This is a genomic window from Pseudoclavibacter sp. Marseille-Q434 (assembly GCF_050315415.1).
GTDB lineage: Bacteria > Actinomycetota > Actinomycetes > Actinomycetales > Microbacteriaceae > Pseudoclavibacter.
Genome location: NZ_JBNPQH010000001.1, coordinates 1,007,499 through 1,031,277, shown reverse-complemented (window position 1 = coordinate 1,031,277; position 23,779 = coordinate 1,007,499). Strand labels below are relative to the sequence as shown.

The following is a 23,779-nucleotide window of genomic DNA, read 5'->3' as shown; positions in this document are numbered from 1 at the left end:
CGGTGGATGCGCGCCGCCGGCGGTCCGCCGCGCGCGCATCCAGCCGCCGCTAGTCGCTCGTGAGGTCCAGCCCGAGCAGGGCGTCGACGAGCGCGACGATGTCCGCGTCTCCCGCGGCGGGGGGCATCGACGCCCACTCATCGATGATCGCGACGACGCGAGGGGTGTCGAGGTCGTCGGCGATGGCGTCGCGCATCCGCTGGACGACGGTATTGAGCTCGGGTGCCACCGTGTCGTCAGACGATCGAGCCGCGCGCTCGCGCCACTCCTGCAGGCGGGCGCTCGAGCCCTCGAGCTCTTCGTCGGTCCACTCCCAGTCGCTTCGGTAGTGGTGTGAGAGCAGCGCGAGCCGGATCGCACCGGGGGCGACCCCAGCTGCGGTGAGCCGTGAGACGAGCACGAGGTTGCCGAGCGACTTCGACATCTTCGTGCCGTCATAGGCGATGAGGCCGGCGTGCGTGTAGGCGCGCGCGAAGTCCGCCGGCGTCCCGTGCGAATCCACCGAGAGCAGCGACATGGCGTGCGCCGCGGACAGCTCGTGGTGTGGGAAGCGGAGATCGCGCCCGCCGCCCTGCACGGAGATCGGAGCGCCGAGCGTCTGCGTGGCGATGACGGAGCATTCGATGTGCCAGCCGGGGCGCCCGAGGCCGACGGCGCTCTCGAACGCGGGTTCGCCCGCCCGCGCGCTGCGCCACAGGAGCGGGTCGAAGGCTCCGCGCTTGCCCGCCCGGTCTGGGTCTCCCCCGAACTCGAGGAAGGCGGCTTCCATCTCCGCCGCCGTGTACCCGGAGACGTCGCCCATGTTCCAGTCGCTTGCCGCCTCGGCTGCGGCGACGTCGTAGTAGACATCGCCCAGCTGGGTGGTGGCCGCCGGCTCGGCGTCCGAGGCGACGTCGACTCGGTAGGCGAGACCCGCCCCGATGAGGGCGGCGATTGCCTCGCCCGTCTCCCCGATGCTGTCCTGCACTCGCACGTAGGCGTCCGGCGGGAGCACACGCAGCGCGGCCATGTCGGAACGGAAGAGATCGGTCTGCGACGCGGCGATCTCCTGCCAGTCGCGTCCCGTCTTCGCCGCACGCTCGAGCAGCGGGTCGTCCACGTCGGTGATGTTCTGCGCGTAGCGGACCTCGAGGCCCGCGTCGCGCCAGGCTCGTCCGAGGGTGTCGAAGGCGACGTAGGTGGCCGCGTGCCCCAGGTGCGTCGCGTCGTATGGCGTGATCCCGCACACGTACAGCGTTGCGATCTCGTTTGGGGTGACCGTGTCCTGGACGCGGCCACTCGCGGAATCGAAGACCCGGATCGCACCACCGCCGCTGCCGGCTACCGAGGGGACTGCAGGGATGGGCCACGAGGGAACGGTTCGCACCGGAACATCCTATGTCGCGCCCCAGCCTTGCCCGGTCCGCGAGAGGGCGTCAGCGTGTCAGCGTCAGGCGGCGCCGCCGGTCGGATCCATGAGGCCGAACGACAGCAGGATGATGATGAGGGTGCCGAGCGCGATCCGGTAGACCACGAACGGGAGGAAGCTGCCTTTGTTGAGGTAGGCCATCAGGTACTTGATGACGACAAGGCCGACGACGAAGGAGATGATCGTCGCGATGATCGTGCCGACGACGGGCGCCTCGGCGCCTTCCGCCTCTCCGAACGCGGAGACGAGCTCGTAGAAGCCCGAGCCGAACACGGCGGGGATGGCCAGCAGGAAGCTGTACCTCGCGGCGGACGGTCGGTCGTAGCCCATGATGCGCCCCGCCGTGATGGTGCCGCCCGAGCGCGAGACGCCGGGGATCAGGGCAAGCGCCTGCGCGAATCCGTAGACGACGCCGTCTCTCGTGTTGAGGTCCTGGAGGGCCTTCGCGCGCTTGCCGAAGATGTCGGCGAGGCCGAGGATGACGCCGAAGATGATGAGCGTGAACGCCACGATCCAGAGCGACCGGAACTGGTCGCGGATGAGGCTCTGGAGCAGGAAGCCGAGCACGACGATGGGAATCGATCCGAAGATGATGAGCCACCCCATGCGCGCATCCGGGTCGTTGCGCGGCACGCTCCCGCGCAGGGAGGCGAACCACCGCGAGATGATGCGCTTGATGTCGCCCCAGAAGTAGACGAGCACGGCTGCCTCGGTGCCGAGCTGGATGATGGCGGTGAAGGTCGCGCCCGGGTCCTGGACCCCGATCCACTCGCCCACGATGCGGATGTGCGCGCTCGAGGAGATCGGCAGGAACTCAGTGAGCGCCTGCACGAGACCGAGGATCACGGCGTCAAACCAGTTCATTGCCACTGCCTTTTCCGAGAGAGATTTCCAGCTGCGGGCCGCGGTGAGGTCACGTCGGGCCCGGCGCACGCTAACACGAAACCGGCGCCGGCCGCGGAGGGCACCCCGCGTCGACGGTGATGCGCGGCCGGCCTCGGGGGCGCGAACCGGCCGCGGTGGTGGGTGTCGCGACCTCGGCTCGGCCCCCGGTGCCGTCAGTAGCTGCGCAGGAAGTCGCCGAGCACCTTGCGGCCGAAGACCAGCGATTCGAGTGGGACACGCTCGTCGACGCCGTGGAACATCGCGGGGAAGTCGATGCCCTCCGGCAGTCGCAGCGGCGCGAAGCCGTAGCCTTCGATGCCGAGCGTCGCGAGGGCCTTGTTGTCGGTGCCGCCCGACAGGAAGTACGGGACCACGACCGCCTCTGGGTCGTGGCGCTGCAGGGCCGCTGTCGCCGCGTCGACGATGGGGCCGGAGACGGGGGCCTGGGTGCCGATGCCGCGGAACACGGTCTCGATCTCGATGTCGTCGCCGACGATCGCCTGGATCTCCGCGAGCAGCTCGTCCTCGGCGCCGGGGAACGGGCGCGCGTCGATGGCGACGCTCGCCGACTCCGGGATCACGTTGTGCTTGTAGCCCGCGCTCAGCATCGTGGGGTTCGTCGTCGACCGGAGGCTGGCCGTCAGGAAGCCGGACGCGCTGCCCGTCGCCAGGACGATCGCACCCGGCGTGGTCTCCTGCGGGTCGACGTCCAGGAGGCGCGCGAGCTCGGTGATCATGGACGTGGTCGTGTCGTTGAGCAGCACCGGCCACTCGTGCGAGCCGAGCTTCGCGATGGCCTGGGCGAGGCGTGTCACCGCGTTCTCCTCGGCGGGGATGACACGCGAGCCGTGTGCGGCCCGTCCCTTCGCGTGGAGGCGCAGCCAGAGCAGCGCCTTCTCCCCCGTCTGCAGCAGGTAGGCGCGCTTGCCGCCGACCGTGATCGAGTAGCCGCCGACCTCGGAGACCGCCTGTGTCGCCCCCGCGAAGAGCTCAGGGTGGTCTCGCGCGATGGGCTCGGAGCCGAACTGGCCGCCGTTCTCCTCATCGGCGAAGAAGGCCAGCACGAGCTCGCGCTCGGGGAGCTCCCCCGCGCCGAGGATCTCCTCGACCGCGGTCAGGATCATGGCGTCCATGTTCTTCATGTCGACGGCCCCGCGCCCCCACAGGAGACCGTCCTTGATGACCCCCGCGAACGGGTCGACGCTCCAGTTGCCCGCCTCGGCGGGCACGACGTCGGTGTGCCCATGCACGACCAGGGCCGGCTTCGCCGCGTTGCGGCCGGGGACCCGCGTGAAGATGCTCGGGCGTCCCGGGGCTGCCTCGATCGTGGTCACGTCGAGCCCGAGCGCCGTGAGCCGCGCCTCCAGGTACTGGGCCGCCTCGGTCTCGCCCTTCGAGCGACCCTCGCCGTAGTTGGTGGTGTCGAGACGGATGAGGTCCTGGGTCGTCGTGACGGTGGGGTCGAGTTCGAGGGAGTCAGCCATGCCCCCAACGCTACCGCTGTGCGAGGCCCGGAATTCCGGCGCGACGCGCCCGGGATGCACGCATTCTCGCCTCGATTCGCGTTTCGTCGGAATCCTGGTAATGTTTCTCCTCGTGCTCAACAGCACAACCTGCGCGGGTGGCGGAAATGGCAGACGCGCTAGCTTGAGGTGCTAGTGCCCGTATTAGGGCGTGGGGGTTCAAGTCCCCCCTCGCGCACAGGTTGAAAGGCCCGGGAGTTCTCTCCCGGGCCTTTCGTGTTTCTCCGTGACGACACCGTGGTCCGACTCCCTGACTCCGCGCGTAGTGAGATGCCGCGGAGCGAAACACTCGGCAACCTTCGCTTGCGAGGAAGCGCACGTCCCGTGACGCTCGGTGTTGGCCCATCCCCCGTCATCCCAGGAGTGCACCCGTGTCAGCTGAAACGACATCGCTCGTGAACCACGCGCAGATCGACCAGACAGAGCTCTCCGAGAGCTTCCGGTCGCTCTTCCGCCAGCATCCGTCGGGCGTCGCGGTCCTCACGGCGCAGAGCGAAGACGGTCCGGTCGCGATGACGATCACGTCGCTCACCTCCGTGAACGCCTCCCCAGCGCTCGTGGCCTTCTCGCTCTCCACGGCGTCGTCGGCGACGCCGGGCATCCTCTCGTCGCCCAGCATCCTCGTGCACTTCATCGACGAGGAGTCCCTGGCGGTCGCTCAGGTGGCCGCCACGAGCGGCGTCGACCGCTTCGCGGACCTCGACAGCTGGAGCTACCTGCCGAGCGGTGAGCCGCACTACAGCGCCGTCCAGCGGTGGGCGCGAGGCACCATCCGCAGCACGCTCGACGTCGATGGGGCGGTGCTGGTCGTGCTCGACGTCATCGAAGCGCGCGACGGCCGAGCGGGTTCCGAACGAGCAGGCGGCGGGGTCGTGTACCGGAACCGCATCTGGCACGAGCTCGGCGCACCACACAGCTGACAGGCCTGGAGGGCCCCTTCCGGTAGTTTGGGGATGCAGGACACCGACGAGCGCTTCGCGCGTCAACTGCCTCGACGCTCCCAGACCGAGAAGGACCTCCTCGAACCATGCCCGGCCTCGCAACCGCCCTCCTGCACGCCGCCAGCTCAGGCGGCGGCGCCGTCGAAGAAGCCTCAGGCGGATTCTTCGGCGTGATCTCCGACTGGGCGATCGACATCATGGGGACGATCGGGGCCCCGGGAGCCGGCCTCGCCGTCGCACTCGAGAACCTGTTCCCGCCCATCCCGTCCGAGATCATCCTCCCCCTCGCCGGCCTCGCGGCGCACCAGGGCAAGTTCTCGGTGGTCGAGGCGATCATCTGGACGACCATCGGCTCGGTCGTCGGCGCCTACGCGCTGTACTGGCTGGGCCGCTGGCTGGGCCACAACCGCATGGTGTGGCTCGCCCGCAAGATCCCACTCGTCGACGCCGCCGACGTGGTCAAGACCACGAACTGGTTCAAGAAGCACGGCAAGAAGGCCGTGTTCTTCGGCCGCTTCCTGCCCATCTTCCGCAGCCTCATCTCGATACCGGCTGGCATCGAGCGCATGCCCGCCCTGCAATTCGGGTTGCTCACGCTCGCCGGCTCCGCGATCTGGAACACCATCTTCGTCATGGCCGGCTACCTGCTCGGCGACGCGTGGGAGCAGATCCTCATCTACGCTGACGCGCTCAAGTACCTCGTCTACGCCCTCGTCGCCGGCGCCATCATCTGGTTCCTGGTGGTGAAGATCCGCGGACGCGTGCACCGGGGTGGACACTCCGCGTAGCGCTTCCCGCTCTGCGTTCGTTGATGGACGCCCACCGACGTGGGCGTCCATCCGCGTCTCAGGCGTCCATCCCGCGTCTCAGGCGCGCATTCGTCGCCGTAGGACGTCGATGCGCGCCTGGATCTGCGACACGGTGGCCTGGCCGACCGCTGGCCCTCCGCAGCTGCGACGCAGCTCCGCGTGCACGATGCCGTGGGGCTCCCCCGACTGCTTCGCGTAGACGGAGACCAGACTGTTGAGCAGCGTCCGCTGCTCCTTCAGGGTCCGGTGCAGGGCCTGCGGTGGCGCCGGGGCCGGTGGCCCGGCCTTCACGCGCGACTCCTGGATGCGGCCCTGCTTCGCTTGGCGCTGCGACAGCACGGAGCGCACCTGGTCGGCGTCGAGGATGCCAGGCAGACCGAGGAACTCGAGCTCCTCCTCGCTGCCCACCTCGGCCGCATAGCCGAAGTCGCCCCCGTCGTACAGCACCTTGTCGAAGAGCGCCTCGCTGGAGATCGCCTCGAAGGTGAACTTGCCCAGTTCATCGCTGGTCTTGTCCGGCCGCTCGGCGGCCGCCATCATGTCCTCTTCCGGGGCCCTGGAATCGTCGGCGTCCGCGAGCCGATCGAGCGCGTGATTGCGCTCCATCTCGAGGGCGTGCGCCAGCTTGGTGAGCTGCGGCACGCTCGGAACGAACACCGTGGCCGTCTCGCCCTTCTTGCGGGCGCGCACGAAACGGCCGATGGCCTGCGCGAAGAACATCGGCGTCGACGCGTTGGTCGCGTAGACGCCCACCGCGAGGCGCGGCACGTCGACGCCCTCAGACACCATGCGCACGGCGACCATCCACCGTTCATCGCTCGCCGAGAACTCGGTGATGCGGTCAGAGGCGCCCTTGTCGTCGGACAGGATGAGCGCGGGCTTCGTGCCGGTGATGGTCTTCAGGATCGCCGCGTAGCCCTTGGCGGCAGCGTGGTCGGTGGCGATGACGAGGCCGCCGGCGTCCGGCACCTCCTGGCGCACCTCGCTGAGGCGCTGGTCTGCGGCCTGCAGGACCTGCGGGATCCACTGCCCCTCGTGATCGAGGGCGGTGCGCCACGCCTGAGAGACGATGTCCTTCGTGTTGTCCTCAGCGAGACCGGCCGACATCTCCTCGCCCTGCGTGTCGCGCCAGCGCACGTTGCCGGCGTAGGACATGAAGAGCACGGGGCGGACGACGCCGTCTTCGAGCGCTCGCCCGTAGCCGTACGAGTAGTCGGTGAGCGAGGTGCGGATGCCGTCCTCGTTGGGCGCGTAGGTGACGAAGGGGATGGGCGCGGAGTCGGAGCGGAACGGGGTTCCCGTGAGCGAGAGGCGACGATCGGCGTGGCCGAACGCCTCGCGGATCGCGTCCCCCCAGCTCAACGCGTCTCCACCGTGGTGCACCTCGTCGAGGATCACGAGCGTGCGACCGGACGCCGTCAGGTGGCTGTGCACGCTCGGCTTCATGGCGACCTGCGCGTACGTGACGGCCACTCCGTGGAACTGACGCGAGTGGATGCCCTGGTTGTTGCCGTAGCGGGGGTCGATGCGGATGCCGACCCGAGCCGCGGCTTCTGCCCACTGCGTCTTGAGGTGGTCCGTCGGGGCGACGATCGTGATGCGGTCCACCGAGCGGCGCTGGAGGAGCTCTGTCGCGAGTCGGAGGGCGAACGTCGTCTTCCCAGCGCCCGGCGTCGCTGAGGCCAGGAAGTCTCTTGGCTCGCTCTCGAAGTACACGTCGAGGGCCTCGGCCTGCCAGGCTCGGAGCCTGCCCGCCGTTCCCCAGGGTGCTCGCTGCGGGAAGGAAGGCGAGAGGTGCTCGGCGGCGAACGTGCCGACCTGGTGACCGTAGCGGGTGCCGTCGTGGCTTGAGGAGTGCGTTTCCTGGACGGCCTCGCGTTCGGTCATAGCTGCGTCGAGTTCCTTTCACTCATTGGCAGGGGCAGCCCGTCGGTCTTCGTCCGTCAGCGGCTGGTTGGTGGGTCTTGAATGGGGCCGAGGCGGTGGCCGGCGTGGAGCCGGCGCACGGCGCGCTCATTGGACGGGTGCAGCCCGCCCGCGAGCACGTCCCGCAGCAGTCGCGCGAGCTCGTGTCCGGAACGGTAGCCGCTGCCTCCGACAATCCCGAGCGCATCATGCGTCGTGGCGGCCGCGGCTGCGACCGCCTCGTACTTCGCCATCGTCAAGCGCGCGAACCAGGCGTCGCCGTGCGGCGCCCCCTCGTCGACATCGCGTGCGATGGACTCAACGAGGGTACGCGCTGCGAGCTGTCGAATGCTCATTCTGGCGATTTCCTCTCGAACCTGCACGTCGTCGGCGAGCCGCATCCCTCCCTGGGTCGAGCTCGTCCGGTGGTTCGCGGCGTCGACGGCCAGCTCGAGGGCACGGTCCCCGATGCCGACGTAGCACGCAGCGACCAGGAGGAGGAAATTCGAGTGGACCGCGAAGATGTGCGGCTCGCCGTTCGGTCCGACGGGGAGACGGGCGATGACCCGATCGGCTGGGATGAGAGCACCATCCAGCGACGTCGAGCAGCTCTGCGTGGCCCGCATCCCGAGCGTGTCCCAGTCGTCGTGGATGCGCACCCCGTCGTCATCCCGCCGCAGCACCCCGTGCACGAGGGCGGGCTCCGCACCCGTGTCGTCGCGGCCGAAGGTGACGAGCCTGGTCCAGACGGGCGAGAGCGAGGTGAAGATCTTCATGCCGTGCAGTCGGTAGCCGCCGCCCTGCTCCGGCTCGGCTCGGACATTCGAGTCGTAGAGCACGGCGTCGTTGCCGATCTCGGAGATCGCGAGCGCGTACGTCTCCCCCGCAACGATCTCGCGCAGCATCCAGTCGAGGCCATCGTCGTCAGACTCGTGCCGCGCGCGGGCGATGCCCGCCACGACGTGGTGCATGTTGACGGCGAGGGCCGTCGCAGGTGCCGCGGCCGCAAGGCGCGCCTGGCACCTCACCGCCTGCTCGAGCGTGGCGCCGGTGCCCCCGAAATCTCGGGGAACCAACAGCCGCAGGTAGCCCACTTCGCGCAGCGCATCGAGGTCGTCGGTAGGGAACGAGTTCTCTGCGTCGTAGCGGCTCGCGCGCTGGTTGAGCACCTCGAGCAGCTCATCGGCCAAAATGGATCTCGGGTCTGAAGCTGGCATGCTGACCACGGTACTCGCCAGGGCTTCGACCACCAGCAGGAAGTCTCAGCCGGCGAGGGCTTGGTCTTCAGATCCGATCGAGGAGAGCAGCAGCGAGATGTCAGAACGCGAACTCATTCCCTGGAGCCGCTACGTCGCGATCGGCGATTCCTTCACCGAGGGGGTCGGCGATCCCGAGCCGACCGCGCCTGGCGGGCTCCGCGGCTGGGCCGATCGCGTGGCCGAGGAGCTCGCCGCGCATCGCACCGACTTCGCCTACGCCAACCTTGCTATCCGCGGGCGACTCCTCGACCAGATCGTCGAGGAGCAGCTCGGGCCGGCCCTCGAGCTGAAGCCCGACCTCGTGACCGTCTCCGCGGGCGGCAACGACATCATCCGCCCTGGCGCCGACCCGGACGCCATCGCGGCTCGCTTCTCACGGCTCGTCGGCTCGCTGCGGGCGTCCGGAGCGACCGTCGTGGTCTTCACCGGCGTGGACACGAAGTTCGCGCCCGTCTTCTCGTCCATGCGCGGCAAGATCGCCATCTACAACGAGCACGTGCGCGGCATCGCGGAATACCACGACTGCATCGTCGCGGACCAGTGGGCGCTGCGCTCGATCCAACGGCCGAGCATGTGGGTCAGCGACCGACTGCACCTCAACTCCTACGGGCACCACGAGGTGGCGCGCATGGTGCTCGCGGCCCTCAACGTCGAGAACGATCTCGTCGCCATGCAGCCGGCCCCCGCACGGCCGGCCAGGTGGCGCGAAGCGAGGGCGCAGGACATGGTGTGGGCGAGGCAGCACCTCGTGCCCTGGGTACTGCGTCGTCTCCGGAATGAATCGTCCGGAGACAATGTGATCGCCAAGCGCCCATTCGCGGAACCCTTCTCCTTCGGAACGGATGCCGCTCCGCCTATCCCGTGAGCGCGTAGAGCGCGACCGCGCTTGCCGCGGCCACGTTCAGCGAGTCCACGCCGTGGAGCATGGGAATCGTGACCGTCGTCGTCGCGGCGCTGAGGGCGCCGCGGCTGAGCCCATCCCCCTCCGTGCCGAGCAGGATCGCGGTGCGCTCCGGTCTGCTGGCGGCGTAGTCGCGGAGCGATACCGCGTCGTCATCGAGGGCCAGGGCGGCGACATCGAAACCGGCGTCGGCGAAGAGCGTCGCCGCGTCCGGCCAGGCTGGCAGCCGGGTCCACGGCACCTGGAAGACGGTCCCCATGCTGACTCGAACGCTCCTGCGGTAGAGCGGGTCAGCGCACTCCTGGGTCACCAGGACTGCGTCGGCACCGAGGCCCGCCGCCGCCCGGAAGACAGCGCCGACGTTGGTGTGGTCGACGAGGTCCTCGAGCACGACGACCGTCTTCGCGTCGGCCAGGAGCTCCGCCGGATCGCGCAAGGATGGCCGGTGCATGGAAGCGAGCGCGCCCCGGTGCATGCGGAACCCGGTCAGCTGCTCGAGCTGCTCGCTCGACCCGACGTACACGGGGACCTCGGGGAACGACTCGAGCAGCGGTTCCACGGTCGGCAACCACTGCTCCATGAGGAGGAGCGAGCGCGGCGTGTGACCGGCACGCAGGGCGCGCTCGATGACCTTCGGCGACTCGGCGATGTACAGGCCGCCCTCGGGCTCGAGGCGCCGACGCAGGGCCACGTCGGTCAGCCGGGAATAGTCGTCGAGTCCAGACTGTTCGAGTGAGCGGACGGATGGGGTCGCACGTGGCCAATCGGTCGACTGGAGAGGGGTCAAGCGCATGGAGGCAATCCTGTCAGAAGCGAACGGGGCCAGGGCCGATCGGACTCGAGCAGAGGGCCTCGCCCGCGCCGCCGACCTGCTGTCGGATCGCACCTTCGCGGTGCTGACGGGGGCGGGGCTGTCGACCGACTCCGGCATCCCGGATTACCGCGGTGACGGCAAGGCCCCGCGCATCTCGCCCATGACGATCCAGCAGTTCATGTCGGACGAGGCGACCCGCCGACGCTACTGGGCGGGAGCCGCCTTGGGCGCTGCCCGCTTCTCCGGCGCGGAACCCAATGCCGGGCACCTCGCGCTCGCCGAGCTCGAACGCCACGGAGCCGCCGCGGGTGTCGCCACCCAGAACGTGGACGGATTGCACGTGCGGGCGGGGAGCCGCAACGTCGTCGAGCTGCACGGCAGCATGCGCACGGCAAGCTGCACGAGCTGCGGCCACGAGATCTCGAGAGCTGCCCTGCTCGCCGACATCTTGGACTCCTCCCCCCGCATCGCCGAACTCGCAGCGGACGCCAGCAGTCGCCCCGACGGCGACGCCGAGGCGAGCGGGGCCGAGATCGACGAACTTCCTTCCTGCCCGGTCTGCGGTGGCATCCTGCAACCCGACGTCGTCATGTTCGGTGACGTCGTGCGCCCGTCGGTTGCCGAGCGCGCGCGTGAACTCGTTGATGAGGCCGATGCGCTGCTCGTCGCGGGGACGTCGCTGGTCGTCAACACGGGGCGGCGGCTCGTGCACCGCGCCGTCGCGGCGAAGAAGCCGGTCGTCTTGTTCAACCGCGGTGACGCCGCGATCGGCCACCTGGCTTCCGTGTACGTCGAAGGCGGCACGTCCGAGTCGCTCGTGGACCTCGCGGGGAGACTCACCTCCGACTCCTAGGGCGAGGTCGGCGGCCTCAGCTCCGCCGTCGCTGCGCCACCTGTCGGCAGGCGTCGAGCAGCGTCGCCGCCGACCGTTCCCACGCGTAGTCGGCCGCGCGGGCGACGCCTGCTGCCGAGGCGGAGCGCCACGCCGCTGGATCGGCCTGCAGGCGCTTGGCCATGGTCGCGAGCAGGCCAGCGTCGTCCGCCGGGAAGTATCCGGCGGCCGTCCCCCCGACCTCGCGGAAGATCGGGGTGTCGCTCACCAGGATGGGGGTGCCTGCAGACATCGCCTCGACGAGCGGCAGGCCGAAGCCCTCGCTCTTCGACGCGGCCACGAGCGCCGTCGCGTGCCCGAGCAGCGTGCGGTACTCCTCGTCGCTCACGCCCTGGTGGGCGACGATCGAGTCCGCCGGGGCCTGCGCCTCGAGCGCGGCCAGGGTCCGCTCGTCCACTTTCGAGCACAGGTGGAGGCGCCACCCTGGTAGGTCGCGCATGGCGCGGGCGAGCGTCTCGACGTTCTTGTACGGCATGAACGAGCCCATGTAGACGAGGTTGGGCTCGCTCGGCGGCGCCGACCTCGGCGTGGCCGCGAAGGCGGGATCCGGCGCGTTGGGCACGAGCGGGATGGGGCGCCGGGTCAGCCGCTTGGCTCGGAGCAGTTCGCGTGTGGTCGCCGAGACGACCGCCACCTGGTCCGCTCCTCGCAGCAGGAGGCGCTGCGGCCAGAATGACAGGTGGTAGACGCGCCACAGCACACGGACGTACCAGGGCAGGAACTGCGGCGGCTTCGGGTGCTCGTAGTAGATGAGGTCGTGGATGGTCAGGATCAGCCCGTAGCGCCGACCCAGGGACCCCATCGTCTGCATCGGGCTCACGACCACGTCCGGGCGCAACCGATTGACCTCCCGGGCCACGAACGGCTCCGCCGGCGACGTCGGCGCACTGATGACCTCGTGCGGCAGGTCGGGCAGCATCGGCAGCTGCCGCTCGTCCGAGATCAGCATGGTCACGGGGTGGAGCTCGGAGAGGGCTCGTACGAGTTCGGCGGAGTACCTCGAGATGCCGTCATGACGATCGATGCGCACGTAGCGGCAGTCGAAGAGCAGTCTCACCGTGCTTGCTCCGCTGGCGTGCCGGGGTGTGCGTCGGCGATGACGTCGGCGAGCAGGCGCGCGGCGGCGATGGGCGTCTCGTAGTGCACCAGGTGCCCAGTGCCCGCGATGACGTGCAGTGGCACGTCGGCGAGTCGGGCGAGTTCGAGCTGCGCCTCGAGCGGAGCGATGTCGTCGAGGGCACCGGCGATGAGCACGGTGGATGCCGGAAGCTCAGCCGCGTGCGCGAGCACCGAATCCGAGACTGAGGCACGGAACGCCGCGAGGAGCGTCTCGCGGTCCGAGAAATCGGAGAAGTGCCGCTCATGCTCCGCGTGGATCCAGGCCCTGAGCGGCTTGGATTTCGTCTTCACCATGACCTCGCTCATGATGCGCGTGATGAGCGGGTGCGAGAGCAGCAGCCGACCTGCCGAAGCGGGAAGGCGCGAGCCGAGCCAGTAGTAGAAGATCGCGAGTCGGGTGAGGATCGCCTGCGGCCCTTCCAGAGCCGGTGACGCGATCGGGTTGATGAGCACGAGCGGTCGATCTCCGATCGCCGACGACCTCCTGGAGATCACGAGCGAGCCGAACGAGTGCCCGAGCACGATCGCATCGCCGTCCGGATCGACCTGCTCGAGGAACGCCTCGAGCCACGCCGAGTAGTCGTCCAGCGTGTGCCCGTGTTCCAGCGGTTCCGACTCACCGAAACCCGGGAGGTCGGGGGCGATGAAGCGCACGTTTGGAAGACGATTCACGACCGGCAGCAGGCCGTGGTGGGTGCCGCGGAAGCCATGCACCAGGACGATCGTTGCCGTGGCGTCTGCGGCGGCGGGGCCCTTTTCCCACCAGGCGCACGCTGAGCCCAGGATACGAACGGAGTGGGCAAGCGACGGGGACCCGGGAGTGGCTGCAGGAGCGGAGGAAGGCATCGTGCAAGAGTGTACCGAGCAGGGCGGGAGGCCGTGCTCAGGCGCGTTCGCGCTCGGCGGGGACACTGTTCTCGCCCCAGGATCTCGAGGCGGGATGAGGAAGCTATGACCGAGTGGACGAAGCGCGTCGCGGTGTTCGATCTCGAGACGACGGGTATCGACGTCGAGAACGACCGGATCGTCACCGCGTTCGTGGGGCTCATCGACGGGGAGGGCACGGTGGAACGCGGCACTGACTGGCTCGCGGACCCCGGGGTCCCTATCCCGGAGCGAGCCGCGGCGGTGCACGGCATCACGACGGAGATCGCGCAGGCGGAGGGGCGGCCTGCTGTTGAGGTCGTCACGGAGCTGCGGGCCGCCCTCGACTGGATCGCACGTCATCGGGTGCCGCTTGTCATCTACAACGCGCCGTACGACCTCACGCTCTTCGCTCGGGAGTGCGCGCGCCACGGTATCGAGCCGGTCGTCTTCTCGGAGCAGGTGGTCGACCCCCTCGTCATCGATCGCGCGCTCGACCGCTACCGGAAGGGCAAGCGCACCCTCACGGACACGTCGATCTTCTACGGGGTCGAGCTCATCGACGCGCACTCGGCAGGCGACGACGCCGTCGCCGCTGGGCAGCTCGCCCTTGCCCTCGCCTCCAAGTACCCGGTGGAGCTCGACCTCCCCCTGCCTGAGCTCCACATGAGGCAGGTCACGTGGGCGGCGGATCAGGCCAGGGACTTCGAGGCCTATATGCGAGCCAACCGCGATCCGGACTTCACCGCAGACGGAGCGTGGCCGGTCCGCACGGCTTCCTGACGATCAGTTTCCGGCGTCTCGCTCGCTGTGACAGGGCGAGGGCGCGCTTCGCCCCGGTCTCGGGGATACGCAGAAGGGCGGCACCGAAACGGTGCCGCCCTTCTCGCGTGAGCAGTGAGCTCGCCTGCGATGCAGACGAGACTACTTGCTGCCGCCGCCGAACTTGGCGTAGCGGTTCTTGAACTTCTCGACACGACCGGCGGAGTCCATGATGCGCTGCTTGCCCGTGTAGAACGGGTGCGAGGCGCTGGAGATCTCGACGTCGATGACTGGGTACGTGTTGCCGTCTTCCCATTCGATCGTCTTGGCGCTCGAGACCGTGGAACGGGTGAGGAACTTCTCCCCCGATGCGAGGTCGTTGAACACCACCGTGTTGTAGGTGGGGTGGACGTCAGCCTTCATAAGGGTTCCTTCAACGAGTTTGGTGAGCAGAATCGGACCACGGGTCCTGAGCCAAGGATCAACCTTAGCAGATGGGGACGCGTGAGTGTCAGTGCGACGCGCGGGCCGCGTAGCGGCCGCCCGCGTTCGTGACGTGCAGGGGAAGACCGAAGGTGGTCTCGAGGTTCGCGCTGGTGAGCACCTCGGCGATCGGGCCGGCGGCGACGAGCTTGCCCTCGCGCAGCAGGAGCACGTGGGTGATGCCGACGGGGATCTCCTCGACGTGGTGCGTGACCATGACGATGGCGGGGGCGTACGGGCTCTGCGCGAAGCTCGAGAGCGCCGCGAGGAGGTTCTCACGAGCGCCGAGGTCGAGGGAGGCGCTCGGCTCGTCGAGCAGCAGCAGCTCGGGGTCGGTCATGATGGCCCGCGCGATAAGCGTGCGCTTCTGCTCGCCATCGCTCAGCGTGCCGAAGTCGCGCTCGGCGAAGCCGCCGAGGTTCCATTCCTCGAGCACGCGCTGCGCGCGTCGCTCGTCGATCTCCTCGTAGGCCTCGTTCCAACGGCCTGTCACGGCGTAGGAGGCGGTGAGCGCCACGTTGATGACGCTCTCGTCCCCCGGGATCCGGCGCGCCATCGCGCTCGAGGCGACGCCGATCCGTGGGCGCAGCTCGAACACGTTGGTCCGCCCGAGGCGCTCGCCGAGCACGTCGACCTCGCCTGTTGTCGGGTGCTGCGTCGCGGATGCGAGCGAGAGCAGCGTGGACTTGCCGGCTCCGTTGGGGCCGAGCACCGCCCATCGCTCCGTCTCGTCGACGCTCCAGGTGACGTGGTCGAGGATCGGACGACCGTTGCGAACGACCGTAGCGTCGTTGAATTCGAGAACCGTTGCCATATGCCCCAGCCTAAACGCGGCTGGCACCGAGGCTTCGGCGGCGCACCGCGTCAGCCAACGAGCTGCTCGTAGATGGCGATGGTCTCGTCGCTGATGCGCCGCCAGGTGAACTCGCGCTCGGCGCGTTCTCGCCCGGCCTTCCCGTAGCGTGCGGCCGTCTCCGGGTCGCTGACGACCTCGGTGAGGACCCGAGCGAGGTCGGCGACGAACTTGTCAGGGTCGAGCGGCGTGCCGGTGCCGTCAGTCGCCTGCTCGATCGGCACGAGGCGACCCGTGACGCCGTCATCGACGACCTCGGGGATCCCGCCGGTCGCGGTTCCGACGACTGCCGTGCCGCAGGCCATGGCTTCGAGGTTGACGATGCCGAGCGGCTCGTAGATCGATGGGCACGCGAAGACCGTCGACGCGGAGAGCGCCGTCATGATCTCTCTCTTGCTGAGGTGCCTTGCGAGCCAGACCACACCGTCGCGCTCGGTCTGCAGCTGCGCGACGAGGGCGGCGACCTCGGCCTCGATCTCGGGGGTGTCCGGCGCTCCGGCGCACAGGATGACCTGGACTTCCGGAGGGAGCTCGCGGACCGCCCGAAGGAAGTAGGGAAGCCCCTTCTGTCGCGTGATGCGTCCCACGAACACCACTGCGGGGCGGTCGGGGTCGATGCCGAGCTCGCGCGCTGCCTCCGGGTCCTCGACCCGCTGCCATGCATCGAGGTCGATGCCGTTGTAGACGACCTCCACCTTGTCCGGGTCGAGGTTGGGGTAGGCGCGCAGGATGTCGGCTCGCATGCCGTGACTCACCGCGATGATGCGGTCGGCGTGCTCATAGGAGACCTGCTCGATCCAGCTGGAGAGCCGGTAGCCGCCGCCGAGCTGCTCCGCCTTCCACGGGCGCAGCGGCTCGAGGCTGTGCGCCGTGATGACGTGCGGGATGCCGTGGAGCAGCTTCGCGACGTGGCCCGCCGCGTTCGCGTACCAGGTGTGCGAGTGCACGAGGTCGGCACCCTCGATGTCGTTCGCGATCTCGAGGTCGGTGCCGAGGAAGCCGAGCGCCGGGTTCGCCGAACGCAGCGCTGGCGGCGTCGTGTAGGCGTACGTCTGCTGCTCATCGCGGGCGTCGCCGAAGCAGCGGACGTTGACGTCGATGTCGCGCCTCATCGCCTTGACGAGCTCGGTGACGTGGACTCCGGCCCCGCCGTAGACGGCCGGTGGATACTCGCGTGTTACCAGATCTACTCTCACGGGCTACACGGTAGTACAGCGGGGCTGGGAACCCCTAAGCTCGAGTCATGTCACAGGCAAAGGTGTTCGGCATCGTTCTCGCTGGCGGTGAGGGGAAGCGGCTCATGCCGCTCACTGCAGACCGGGCAAAGCCCGCTGTGCCCTTCGCAGGCCAGTATCGACTCATTGACTTCGCGCTCTCGAACCTGGTGAATTCCGGGCTTCACAAGATCGTCGTCCTGACCCAGTACAAGTCCCACTCGCTGGACAGACACGTCTCGCATACGTGGCGTCTCCCGGCCATGCTCAACTCCTACGTCGCCTCGGTGCCTGCACAGCAGCGCCTTGGCAAGCGCTGGTTCTCGGGCTCGGCTGACGCGATCAGGCAGAGCCTGAACCTCATCAACGACGAATCGCCGGACATCGTCGTCGTGGTGGGAGCCGACCATGTCTACCGCATGGACTTCTCGCAGATGATCGAGGCGCACATCGCCTCGGGTCGGAGCGCGACGGTCGCGGCCATCCGCCAGCCGATCTCCCTCTCCGACCAGTTCGGGGTCATCGACGTCGACCCGGACGACCGCACGCTCATCCGCGAGTTCCTCGAGAAGCCGGACGACGCGCAGGGGCTGCCGGACAGCCCGGGCGAGATCCTGGCGTCGATGGGCAACTACGTCTTCACTGCGGACAAGCTCGTGGAAGCCGTCATCCGCGACTCCACGCTCGAGGATTCGAAGCACGACATGGGCGGGGACATCATCCCGAGCTTCGTCGCGCAGGGTGACTGCGGCGTCTACGACCTCAAGGACAACGTCGTTCCTGGTTCCACGGATCGCGATCGCGACTACTGGCGCGACGTCGGCACGATCGACTCGTTCTACGACGCGCACATGGACCTCATCTCCACGCTGCCGATCTTCAACCTCTACAACGAGAAGTGGCCGATCTTCGCCCAGCAGCTGAACTCCCCTCCCGCGAAGTTCGTCCGCGACAGCCGCGGGTCGACGGGCACCATGATCGACTCGATCATCTCCCTCGGCTCCGTCATCTCAGGCGCGCACATCGAGCGGAGCGTGCTCGGCCCGTGGGACAACGTCGAGTCCGGGGCGGCTGTCGTCGACTCGATCCTGTTCGATCGGGTCAACGTGCAGGCCGGCGCCGTGGTTCGGCGCGCGATCCTCGACAAGAACGTCATCGTCAAGGAGGGCGCCTCCGTCGGCGTCGACCGCGAGCATGACCTCCGTCGCGGATTCACGGTCACCGACTCGGGCCTCACCGTCGTGGAGAAGTTCGGGATCGTCGAACCGTGACGTCGGGCACGCTGACCCGCGCCCCGTTCCTGGTCCTCCTCGACGTCGACTCGACCCTCATCGAGGATGAGGTCATCGAGCTCATCGCCGACTACGCCGGCGTGACCGCCCAGGTCACCGAGGTCACGGAACGCGCCATGGCCGGCGAGCTCGACTTCGAGGAGAGCCTGCGGCATCGTGTTGCGCTCCTCGAGGGCGTGTCTGCCGCCGACGTCGCCTCGGTCGTCGACCGGGTCGTCGTCACCGATGGCGTTCCCGAGCTCGTCTCGGGCGTGCACGCCGCCGGCGGGTACATCGCTGCCGTCTCCGGCGGGTTCCATGAGATCCTCGACGACCTCGCTGCCAGGCTGGACCTCGACCGGTGGCGAGCCAACCGGTTCGAGATCATCGAAGGCAGACTCACGGGACGCGTCTCCGGCCCCATCATCGGTCGTGAGGCCAAGCGCGACACGCTGCTCGAGTGGGCAGACGAACTCGGGGTCGACCCGTCACGGACGGTCGCCATCGGAGACGGCGCGAACGACCTCGGCATGATGTCGGCGGCGGGACTCTCGATCGCGTTCGACGCCAAGCCGGTCGTGCGCGAGCAGGCGCACATCAGCCTCCCCGATCGCGACATGCGTCAGGTGCTGCACGTGCTCGGCCTCGCGGGCTGACGGCCACGGCGCAGACGAAGGGCCGACCGGATGCGTGCATCCGGTCGGCCCTTCGTCTGTTCGCCTGGCGGCCGCCGCTAGTGCCCCATGCCGAGTCCGCCGTCGACCGGGATGACGGCGCCGGAGATGTATCCGGCGTCATCGCTCGCGAGCCACGCTGCGGTCTTCGCGATCTCGTCGACGCTGCCGTAGCGCGCGGCGGGGATCTGCGAGAGGTACTCCTTCTTCGTGTCCTCCGGCAGCACGGCCGTCATCTCGGTCTCGATGAACCCTGGCGCGATGACGTTGGCTGTGATGCCGCGCGAGCCGAGCTCGCGGGTGAGCGAGCGGGCCATGCCGACAAGGCCGGCCTTCGCCGACGAGTAGTTGATCTGACCGGGCGAGCCGAAGAGCCCGACCACGCTCGAGATGAAGACGACCCGTCCGAATCGGGCCTTGAGCATGCCCTTCGAAGAGCGCTTGAGGACGCGGAAGACTCCCGTCAGGTTCGTGTCGATGACCTGCTGGAAATCGTCCTCCGACATGCGGAGGAGGAGGTTGTCCTTCGTGATGCCAGCGTTGGCGATGAGCACCTCGACGGCCCCGAGCTCCTGCTCGACGGCCTTGAACGCCGCGTCGACGCTTGCCGAGTCGGTGACGTCAGCTTGCACGGTGAGCGCGCCTTCCGGCCCGCCCTCCCCCGAGCGCGAGGTCACCGCGACGCGATGCCCCAAGCTGACGAAGTGTGCGGCGATGGCGAAGCCGATGCCACGGTTTCCTCCCGTGACGAGGACGGTTCTTTGGGTCATGCTGCTCCCTTGAGACGGTGAGCTCCAGTCTAGGGGCGAGGAGTAAGCTGAGCAGATCGCCGAGAGGAGCACCTGCCACCGTGCGATCACACACAACGAACGTCACCTCCATGGCGGACAGCGAGTACGACGAGCGCGCCGCCCGCATGAAGAAGTACACCATCATGATGCTGATCAGGGTGGCGTGCTTCGTCGCGCTCATCTGGGTGCGCGGACCCTGGATGTTCGTGTTCGCAGCCGGAGCCATCTTCCTTCCCTACTTCGCCGTCGTCATCGCCAACGCCGCGACGCAGCGCAGAACACGCAGGGTGGAGCGGCCGAGTTTCCTCCAGCGGCGAGGCAAGCCGGATGCGTGACGGCTTCGACCTGCTCGGGGCCCTGCAGGGCGGCGGTCTGGACGCGGCCGAGGCGGAGCCTCGGTGTTCGCGCGCGGGCTGCAGCGCCGATGCGACGACCCGACTGGAGTGGCGCAACCCCCGCATCCACGACGAGACCCGCCGCAAGGTCTGGCTCGCTTGCGGCGAGCATGCTGGCTACCTCGAGGACTTCCTCCGCCAGCGGGACTTTCCGGTGACCGCCGCCGCGATCGCGGGCGAGGCGGCCGACCACGAGGATGGGCACGCGTGAGCGGCGAGCGTCGCTGGCGGTTCGCGCTGTCGAAGCGCTGGCTGGGTTACCTGGGTCTGCTCATCGTGTTCGCCGTAGCGTGCGGCTTCCTGAGCCACTGGCAGTTCGAGCGTCGAGACGAGCGCGTCTCCGAGAACGCCCGCATCACCGGCAACTTCGACCGGGAGCCGGTCCCGATCGAGTCGGAGCTCGCATCGCTCGACGCGTTCTCGATCAACCAGGAGTGGACGCCCGTGCTCCTGCAGGGCAGATATCTGACCGACGAGCAGCTCCTGGCCCGGTCTCGACCCCACAACGGCCTCCCAGGCTTCGAGATCCTGACCCCCTTCGAGACTCAGGACGGACGGGTCTTCATCGTGAACCGCGGCTGGATCCCGACCGGGGACGCGCAGGACTCCCCCGACCACGTGCCGGCACCCCCCGAGGGTGATGCGACGGTGGTGGCGCGACTCAAACCCGGCGAACCAGAGATCCCGGGTCGCAGCGCTCCGGCCGGACAGATCGCGACCATCCACCTGCCGCAGTTCGCCGCAGAGCTCGGTGCGGACCGCGTGTACACGGGTGCATACGGCCTGCTGTCTGCCGAACGGCCGTCAGCGGAGACCGGCGCGCTCACGACGAAGCCGGCGCTGGATGAGGGCAATCACCTGTCCTACGCGTTCCAGTGGATCATCTTCGCGATCATCGCGCTTCTCGGGCTCATCTTCGGCCTCCGCGCCGAATACCGCGATCGAAACCCGGACGACCCCAAGGTGAGGGAGGCGCTCGCCCGCGAACGCGAGCGAGCTGGTCGCCGCCGCAGGACCGATGCGGAGATCGAGGACGAGCTCCTCGACCGCGCAGGCCCCTGACAGTCCCCGTCACGAACGAAGCGCATGCCCCGAGGGGCATGCGCTTCGTGGTGAGGCAGGAGCGTTCGCGCGGCGTGCCTAGTTCATCGTGATGAGATCGAAGTAGTCGGGCGTCCAGTGGTCCTCCACCCCATCGGGCATGATGAGCACCCGCTCGGGGTTGAGCGCCTCGACAGCGCCCTCGTCGTGGCTGACCAACACGACTGAGCCTTCGTAGTGCGCGAGCGCGTCCAGGATCTGCTCACGGCTCATCGGGTCGAGGTTGTTCGTCGGTTCGTCGAGGAGCAGGACGTTGGCACTGGAAACCACGAGCATCGCCAGCGCGAGTCGCGTCTTCTCACCGCCGGAGAGCACCCCAGCCGGCTTGTGCACGTCATCCCCGGAGAAGAGGAAGGAGCCGAGTACCTTGCGCGCCTCGGTCTCCGTGAGGTGGCTCGAGACGCTCACCATGTTCTGGAGGACGCTGCGGGCGACATCCAGCGTCTCGTGCTCCTGGGCGTAGTAGCCGATCTTGAGGCCGTGGCCCGGCTCGAGCGCGCCCGTGTCCGGCTCATCGACGCCGGCGAGCATACGCAGAAGGGTCGTCTTGCCCGCACCATTGAGCCCGAGGATCACGACACGTGAACCTCGGTCGATGGCGAGGTCGACCGCGGTGAAGATCTCGAGCGATCCGTAGGACTTCGAGAGGTTCGATGCCCGCAGCGGGGTCTTGCCGCAGGCCGCGGGAGTCGGGAAGCGCAGCTTCGCCACCCGGTCGGCGACGCGGACCTCCTCGAGACCCGAGAGCATCTTCTCCGCACGACGCGCCATCTGGTGGGCCGCGGTGGCCTTCGTCGCCTTGGCACCGAACTTGGCGGCCTGCTGCTGCAGCACGGTCGCCTTCTTCTCGATGTTGGCCCGCTCCTTCTTGCGGCGCTCCTGGTCAGCCTCACGCTGTCGCAGGTAGTGCTTCCAGCCCATGTTGTAGACGTCGATGACCTGGCGGTTCGCGTCGAGGTAGAACACGCGGTTGACGGTGTCGCCGACGAGTTCGACGTCGTGGGAGATCACGATGAGCCCGCCGGCATATCCCTTGAGGAACTCCCGCAGCCAGATGACCGAGTCGATGTCGAGGTGGTTCGTCGGCTCATCGAGCAGCATCGTCTCCGCGCCGGAGAACAGGATCCGGGCGAGTTCGATGCGACGACGCTGTCCACCCGAGAGCGTCTGCAGCTCCTGGTCGAGGATGCGGTCCGGCAGCTTGAGGTTGCTGGCGATCGCCGCGGCCTCGGCTTCGGCCGCGTAGCCTCCGAGCGCCAGGAACCTGTCATCGAGGCGCGAGTACTTCTTCATCGCGGCCTCCTGCTCGGCAGGAGACCCTTCCGCCATCGCGAGGGTCGCCTCGTCGATGCCGAGACGCAGTTCGCCGAGTCCTCTGGCGTCCAGGATGCGCGTGCGGGCCGTCTGCGTCGGGTCGCCGCTCCGCGGGTCCTGCGGGAGGTAGCCGATCTCGCCTCGGCGTTCGATCTTCCCTGCCGTCGGGAGGGTGTCCCCCGCCAGGATCTTCGTCAGCGTCGTCTTGCCCGCGCCGTTGCGACCGACGAGGCCGATCTTGTCGCCAGCGGCAACACGAAAGTTGACTCCCGACATGAGGGTGCGGGCACCCATGGTGATTTCGAGGTCATGTACGGCGAGCAAGAAGAGCATCCATTCGGTGGAGAGCGGGGCGAGCTGTGCAGTGCTGAGGGGCGGGTGTCGGGGCCACGCCGGGGTCGACCGGGCTGGCCCCGTAGCCGACAACCTGCCCAGTCTAGACGAGACGCGAATGAGCCCCGCCGAGGCGGGGCTCATCACGGTCAGACGTGGGTCAGATGTTGAACCCGAGGGCGCGCATCATGTCGCGCCCGTCGTCGGTGATCTTCTCAGGACCCCACGGCGGCATCCAGACCCAGTTGATGACGAACCGCTCGACTTGGCCGTCGAGCGCCTGCGCGGTGTCGGCCTCGATGACGTCAGTCAGCGGGCAACCTGCGGAGGTGAGCGTCATCGAGATGACCAGCGCGTCGGAATCGTCGTCCCAGTTCAGGTCGTAGATGAGGCCGAGGTCGACGATGTTGACGCCGAGCTCTGGGTCCACGACCTCTTTGAGCGCCTCTTCGATCTCGTCGTAGCGTGTCGCTTCGAGTGTCGTCAGTGCCATGGCGTGATCCTACGCCTCGACCTGCTGCGCGAGGTAGCGGTCGTAGCCCTCGTTCTCGAGGCGGTCGGCGAGCTCGGGTCCGCCCTGGTCAGCGACCTTGCCCGCGACGAAGACGTGCACGAAGTCCGGCTTGATGTAGCGCAGGATGCGCGTGTAGTGGGTGATGAGGAGCACGCCGAGGCCGGTGTTCTCCTTGACGCGATTGACGCCCTCGGACACGATGCGGAGCGCATCCACGTCGAGGCCGGAGTCGGTCTCGTCGAGCACGGCGAACTTCGGCTTGAGAAGCTCGAGCTGGAGGATCTCGTTGCGCTTCTTCTCGCCACCGGAGAAGCCCTCGTTGACGTTGCGCTCGGAGAAGACCGGGTCCATACGCAGTGCGGACATGGAGGACTTGACCTCCTTGAGCCACGGGCGCAGGGGCGGGGCCTCACCGGAGACGGCGGTCTTCGCGGTGCGCAGGAAGTTCGCGACCGTCACGCCGGGGATCTCGACGGGGTACTGCATGGCGAGGAAGAGGCCGGCCTTCGCCCGCTCGTCGACGGACATCTCGAGGACATCCTCGCCGTCGAGCGTGATCGAGCCGCTCGTCACCTCGTACTTGGGGTGGCCCGCGATCGTGTACGCGAGCGTCGACTTGCCTGAGCCGTTCGGGCCCATGATGGCGTGGATCTCGCCCTGGTTGATCGTCAGGTCGACACCGCGGAGGATTTCCTTGGTGCCCTGGTCGGTCTCGACCGTGACGTGGAGGTCGGATATCTGCAGCGTGGACATG

Annotated in this window: 25 protein-coding genes and 1 tRNA gene; 11 read left to right on the top strand and 15 right to left on the bottom strand. The window is 68.3% G+C overall.

Features of this window, described 5'->3' with window-relative positions:
- Window positions 1–49: 49 nt before the first annotated feature.
- The 3 genes from mshC to ACQFZP_RS04975 all read right to left on the bottom strand — a co-directional run bounded on the left by mshC (window position 50) and on the right by ACQFZP_RS04975 (window position 3,777).
- The gene (gene mshC / locus ACQFZP_RS04985) at window positions 50–1,366 is read right to left on the bottom strand and encodes a cysteine--1-D-myo-inosityl 2-amino-2-deoxy-alpha-D-glucopyranoside ligase (RefSeq protein WP_211890498.1); all 1,317 of its coding nucleotides are present in this window, start codon (window positions 1,364–1,366) and stop codon (window positions 50–52) included.
- Between the two features lie 63 nt (window positions 1,367–1,429).
- Window positions 1,430–2,272, bottom strand: coding sequence for an undecaprenyl-diphosphate phosphatase (locus ACQFZP_RS04980; RefSeq protein WP_104311888.1), 843 nt, complete (start codon window positions 2,270–2,272; stop codon window positions 1,430–1,432).
- Window positions 2,273–2,466: 194 nt separating this feature from the next.
- Window positions 2,467–3,777, bottom strand: coding sequence for a M20/M25/M40 family metallo-hydrolase (locus ACQFZP_RS04975; RefSeq protein ID WP_211890497.1), 1,311 nt, complete (start codon window positions 3,775–3,777; stop codon window positions 2,467–2,469).
- Between the two features lie 131 nt (window positions 3,778–3,908).
- On the opposite strand from ACQFZP_RS04975, the gene ACQFZP_RS04970 reads away from it, so the two are divergent.
- From ACQFZP_RS04970 to ACQFZP_RS04960, 3 genes are all read left to right on the top strand, one after another.
- Window positions 3,909–3,994: transfer RNA gene (locus tag ACQFZP_RS04970), tRNA-Leu, on the top strand.
- Window positions 3,995–4,187: 193 nt separating this feature from the next.
- Window positions 4,188–4,736, top strand: coding sequence for a flavin reductase family protein (locus ACQFZP_RS04965; protein WP_179556780.1), 549 nt, complete (start codon window positions 4,188–4,190; stop codon window positions 4,734–4,736).
- A 107-nt stretch (window positions 4,737–4,843) separates the two neighbouring features.
- Window positions 4,844–5,545 (top strand): DedA family protein, encoded by a 702-nt coding sequence (locus ACQFZP_RS04960; RefSeq protein WP_179556779.1) that lies wholly within the window; start codon window positions 4,844–4,846, stop codon window positions 5,543–5,545.
- 78 nt (window positions 5,546–5,623) lie between these two features.
- On the opposite strand, the gene ACQFZP_RS04955 is transcribed toward ACQFZP_RS04960, so the two are convergent.
- A complete protein-coding gene (locus tag ACQFZP_RS04955; protein WP_104311891.1) occupies window positions 5,624–7,453 on the bottom strand; it encodes a DEAD/DEAH box helicase in 1,830 nt (609 codons plus the stop codon).
- Between the two features lie 56 nt (window positions 7,454–7,509).
- Window positions 7,510–8,688: an acyl-CoA dehydrogenase family protein gene (locus ACQFZP_RS04950; protein WP_211890496.1), complete on the bottom strand. Its 1,179-nt coding sequence runs from the start codon at window positions 8,686–8,688 to the stop codon at window positions 7,510–7,512.
- A gap of 97 nt (window positions 8,689–8,785) precedes the next feature.
- Here ACQFZP_RS04950 and ACQFZP_RS04945 point away from each other — a divergent pair, with 97 nt between their 5' ends.
- On the top strand, window positions 8,786–9,595 hold the full coding sequence (locus ACQFZP_RS04945; protein ID WP_104311892.1) for an SGNH/GDSL hydrolase family protein: 810 nt from the start codon (window positions 8,786–8,788) through the stop codon (window positions 9,593–9,595).
- Here ACQFZP_RS04945 and ACQFZP_RS04940 read toward each other — a convergent pair.
- Entirely contained in the window at window positions 9,585–10,424 is an 840-nt protein-coding gene (locus ACQFZP_RS04940) for a TrmH family RNA methyltransferase (protein WP_211890495.1), read from the bottom strand. The two genes, ACQFZP_RS04945 and ACQFZP_RS04940, sit on opposite strands and share 11 nt — an antisense overlap.
- Here ACQFZP_RS04940 and ACQFZP_RS04935 point away from each other — a divergent pair.
- Window positions 10,423–11,298, top strand: a complete 876-nt coding sequence (locus ACQFZP_RS04935) for a Sir2 family NAD-dependent protein deacetylase (protein ID WP_211890494.1) — start codon at window positions 10,423–10,425, stop codon at window positions 11,296–11,298. The genes ACQFZP_RS04940 and ACQFZP_RS04935 overlap by 2 nt on opposite strands.
- 16 nt (window positions 11,299–11,314) lie before the next feature.
- Here ACQFZP_RS04935 and ACQFZP_RS04930 read toward each other — a convergent pair whose 3' ends face one another.
- Together ACQFZP_RS04930 and ACQFZP_RS04925 are read right to left on the bottom strand one after the other, a co-directional pair.
- A complete protein-coding gene (locus ACQFZP_RS04930) occupies window positions 11,315–12,394 on the bottom strand; it encodes a glycosyltransferase family 4 protein (RefSeq protein WP_211890493.1) in 1,080 nt (359 codons plus the stop codon).
- On the bottom strand, window positions 12,391–13,302 hold the full coding sequence (locus ACQFZP_RS04925) for an alpha/beta fold hydrolase (protein WP_211890492.1): 912 nt from the start codon (window positions 13,300–13,302) through the stop codon (window positions 12,391–12,393). Before ACQFZP_RS04925 ends, ACQFZP_RS04930 begins: the two co-directional genes overlap by 4 nt.
- Before the next feature lie 105 nt (window positions 13,303–13,407).
- Here ACQFZP_RS04925 and ACQFZP_RS04920 point away from each other — a divergent pair, with 105 nt between their 5' ends.
- Window positions 13,408–14,103, top strand: a complete 696-nt coding sequence (locus tag ACQFZP_RS04920) for an exonuclease domain-containing protein (protein WP_211890491.1) — start codon at window positions 13,408–13,410, stop codon at window positions 14,101–14,103.
- 141 nt (window positions 14,104–14,244) lie between these two features.
- Here the strand turns inward: ACQFZP_RS04920 and ACQFZP_RS04915 are convergent, their stop codons facing one another.
- The 3 genes from ACQFZP_RS04915 to glgA all read right to left on the bottom strand — a co-directional run bounded on the left by ACQFZP_RS04915 (window position 14,245) and on the right by glgA (window position 16,614).
- The gene (locus ACQFZP_RS04915; RefSeq protein WP_068481959.1) at window positions 14,245–14,505 is read right to left on the bottom strand and encodes a type B 50S ribosomal protein L31; all 261 of its coding nucleotides are present in this window, start codon (window positions 14,503–14,505) and stop codon (window positions 14,245–14,247) included.
- Between the two features lie 88 nt (window positions 14,506–14,593).
- Window positions 14,594–15,379, bottom strand: a complete 786-nt coding sequence (locus tag ACQFZP_RS04910; protein WP_211890490.1) for an ABC transporter ATP-binding protein — start codon at window positions 15,377–15,379, stop codon at window positions 14,594–14,596.
- A gap of 50 nt (window positions 15,380–15,429) precedes the next feature.
- Window positions 15,430–16,614, bottom strand: coding sequence for a glycogen synthase (glgA, locus tag ACQFZP_RS04905; protein WP_104311899.1), 1,185 nt, complete (start codon window positions 16,612–16,614; stop codon window positions 15,430–15,432).
- Window positions 16,615–16,661: 47 nt separating this feature from the next.
- On the opposite strand from glgA, the gene ACQFZP_RS04900 reads away from it, so the two are divergent.
- Together ACQFZP_RS04900 and serB are read left to right on the top strand one after the other, a co-directional pair.
- Window positions 16,662–17,903: a glucose-1-phosphate adenylyltransferase gene (locus tag ACQFZP_RS04900; RefSeq protein WP_104252892.1), complete on the top strand. Its 1,242-nt coding sequence runs from the start codon at window positions 16,662–16,664 to the stop codon at window positions 17,901–17,903.
- A complete protein-coding gene (serB, locus tag ACQFZP_RS04895; protein WP_307852737.1) occupies window positions 17,900–18,559 on the top strand; it encodes a phosphoserine phosphatase SerB in 660 nt (219 codons plus the stop codon). Before ACQFZP_RS04900 ends, serB begins: the two co-directional genes overlap by 4 nt.
- Before the next feature lie 77 nt (window positions 18,560–18,636).
- Here serB and ACQFZP_RS04890 read toward each other — a convergent pair whose 3' ends face one another.
- Window positions 18,637–19,347: a beta-ketoacyl-ACP reductase gene (locus tag ACQFZP_RS04890; RefSeq protein WP_104311900.1), complete on the bottom strand. Its 711-nt coding sequence runs from the start codon at window positions 19,345–19,347 to the stop codon at window positions 18,637–18,639.
- A gap of 80 nt (window positions 19,348–19,427) precedes the next feature.
- Between ACQFZP_RS04890 and ACQFZP_RS04885 the strand changes: the two genes are divergently transcribed.
- From ACQFZP_RS04885 to ACQFZP_RS04875, 3 genes are read left to right on the top strand one after another with little or no spacing between them, the layout of a single operon-like run.
- Window positions 19,428–19,703, top strand: coding sequence for a DUF3099 domain-containing protein (locus ACQFZP_RS04885; protein WP_146079113.1), 276 nt, complete (start codon window positions 19,428–19,430; stop codon window positions 19,701–19,703).
- Complete coding sequence (locus ACQFZP_RS04880) at window positions 19,696–19,974, top strand: hypothetical protein (RefSeq protein WP_306455471.1); 279 nt, start codon at window positions 19,696–19,698, stop codon at window positions 19,972–19,974. Before ACQFZP_RS04885 ends, ACQFZP_RS04880 begins: the two co-directional genes overlap by 8 nt.
- Window positions 19,971–20,825, top strand: coding sequence for an SURF1 family cytochrome oxidase biogenesis protein (locus ACQFZP_RS04875; RefSeq protein WP_307852736.1), 855 nt, complete (start codon window positions 19,971–19,973; stop codon window positions 20,823–20,825). The genes ACQFZP_RS04880 and ACQFZP_RS04875 overlap by 4 nt, the downstream gene beginning before the upstream one ends.
- A 78-nt stretch (window positions 20,826–20,903) precedes the next feature.
- On the opposite strand, the gene ACQFZP_RS04870 is transcribed toward ACQFZP_RS04875, so the two are convergent.
- The 3 genes from ACQFZP_RS04870 to sufC all read right to left on the bottom strand — a co-directional run bounded on the left by ACQFZP_RS04870 (window position 20,904) and on the right by sufC (window position 23,778).
- Window positions 20,904–22,502: an ABC-F family ATP-binding cassette domain-containing protein gene (locus tag ACQFZP_RS04870; RefSeq protein ID WP_104312574.1), complete on the bottom strand. Its 1,599-nt coding sequence runs from the start codon at window positions 22,500–22,502 to the stop codon at window positions 20,904–20,906.
- A 169-nt stretch (window positions 22,503–22,671) separates the two neighbouring features.
- Window positions 22,672–23,004, bottom strand: a complete 333-nt coding sequence (locus tag ACQFZP_RS04865; RefSeq protein ID WP_104311902.1) for a metal-sulfur cluster assembly factor — start codon at window positions 23,002–23,004, stop codon at window positions 22,672–22,674.
- Between the two features lie 9 nt (window positions 23,005–23,013).
- Window positions 23,014–23,778: a Fe-S cluster assembly ATPase SufC gene (sufC, locus tag ACQFZP_RS04860; RefSeq protein WP_104252897.1), complete on the bottom strand. Its 765-nt coding sequence runs from the start codon at window positions 23,776–23,778 to the stop codon at window positions 23,014–23,016.
- Window position 23,779: the final 1 nt, after the last annotated feature.